The sequence below is a fragment of the Spiroplasma sp. ChiS genome, from assembly GCF_002968355.1.
In the GTDB taxonomy this organism is placed as follows: domain Bacteria; phylum Bacillota_I; class Bacilli_A; order Mycoplasmatales; family Mycoplasmataceae; genus Spiroplasma; species Spiroplasma citri.
The window spans coordinates 1-1,665 of the sequence record NZ_PUUH01000091.1; the positions used below are offsets into that span (position 1 = coordinate 1).

Below are 1,665 nucleotides of genomic sequence, written 5' to 3' on the forward strand. Positions count from 1 at the left end.
AATGAAATTACAGAATTAAAACAACAACAATTATATAAAGAAGATTTTAACGAATTTGCTCATTGTATGAATTGTGGAGATGATTATGACTTTGATAATAAGTGTAGTACTTGTGGTTGAAAAAGAATAATTGATTTAAAAGATAATTCTAAATATGACACATTACCTAGTAAGGAGGGTGAATAATGAATGATATTGTAAAAAATAGAGTAAATAGTATTACATTTCAATTTCCTTTAAACGGAGAGAATTTTAAAAATGAAAGTATTTTAGCATATAATGTTCAAAAAATGAAATTACAGAATTAAAACAACAACAATTATATAAAGAAGATTTTAACGAATTTGCTCATTGTATGAATTGTGGAGATGATTATGACTTTGATAATAAGTGTAGTACTTGTGGTTGAAAAAGAATAATTGATTTAAAAGATAATTCTAAATATGACACATTACCTAGTAAGGAGGGTGAATAATGAATGATATTGTAAAAAATAGAGTAAATAGTATTACATTTCAATTTCCTTTAAACGGAGAGAATTTTAAAAATGAAAGTATTTTAGCATATAATGTTCAAAAATTTAAAGAAGAAAATAAACAAGAATTAACTGAATATATTTTTAGACATATTAATCATTATGCATTAAATGGTTATCAAGATGTACATTTAAAAGATATTCCAAGTGCTATTACTAAAAATAATTTTGTTTTTAAAGAATGATTAGAACCTATTCAAAAATTATTAGATAAACATAATGGAATTGGTAAAATAATTACTAATTATAGGAATTATATTGAAAGATACAGAGTTGAAATTAATAATAATTTAACACAAGCTCGTAAACAAAAACAACAAGAGTTTTTAAAAGAACAAGAATTAATTGAAAAAGCAAATAGTTTAACACCAGATATGGGTCTTGATATATACCAAATTCAAGATGAACAAGTTCGTGTAATGGAACAAATTGTGCAAATTGATAAATCATTAGAACCAATACAATTAAAAAAAAGTTGGTATTAATTTAATAAAAGAAAAATTATTAATAAAAGATATTGAAATATTAGGGATTGATGATGATTTTTTAGAAAATGCTAATCAATATGAATTAAAGCAATTAATTAAATATTTAATTGTTAATGAAAAGTTAGTTAAAAATACAATTAAAGCACAATGAGATACAAATAATGATAATAAAGTAGTTGGTATTAAAGGAATAAATATTCAAATTAAAGGAGTTAAATAAAATGACAAATAAATTACAACAATATATTAAAGGTGCAATTATTAAATATGAATTAAAAGTTAATGATAAATATGTAAAAGAAAATATATTAGCACTTGAAGAATTAAAAATGAAAAATGGACAAAATTATATGCAATTAGTTAATAATTCTGATAATGCTAAAATAACAGCATTAGGAATTATTAAATTAAGTAATAAAGGGTTAATTTTTGGTAAAGATTTTAATATTATTCCATTTAAAAATAAATTAACTACTGTTATTGATAGTAAAGTTTATTGTAAAAGAATTGAATAAGCAGGGTATAGTCCAAGAAAAGCAATTATATTTAAAGGTGAAAAATTTGAATGAGATAGTTTAAATTCATGTCCTAAAATACATGAAATTAATTTTAATGCAAATACTAGTGATTATAATGAAATTA

Annotated in this window: 4 protein-coding genes; all 4 read left to right on the plus strand. The window is 21.3% G+C overall.

Annotated elements, in window-relative coordinates; genetic code table 4:
* The coding region (locus tag C6B38_RS09800; protein ID WP_162475837.1) for a hypothetical protein at positions 1-186 on the plus strand (186 nt) is incomplete at its 5' end.
* The gene (locus C6B38_RS11855; RefSeq protein WP_255401060.1) at positions 186-308 is read left to right on the plus strand and encodes a hypothetical protein; all 123 of its coding nucleotides are present in this window, start codon (positions 186-188) and stop codon (positions 306-308) included. The genes C6B38_RS09800 and C6B38_RS11855, both read left to right, overlap by 1 nt.
* A gap of 166 nt (positions 309-474) precedes the next feature.
* Entirely contained in the window at positions 475-1,020 is a 546-nt protein-coding gene (locus C6B38_RS03210; RefSeq protein ID WP_105298630.1) for a hypothetical protein, read from the plus strand.
* 224 nt (positions 1,021-1,244) lie between these two features.
* The gene (locus C6B38_RS03220) at positions 1,245-1,538 is read left to right on the plus strand and encodes a hypothetical protein (RefSeq protein ID WP_105298632.1); all 294 of its coding nucleotides are present in this window, start codon (positions 1,245-1,247) and stop codon (positions 1,536-1,538) included.
* The last annotated feature ends 127 nt before the right edge of the window (positions 1,539-1,665 follow it).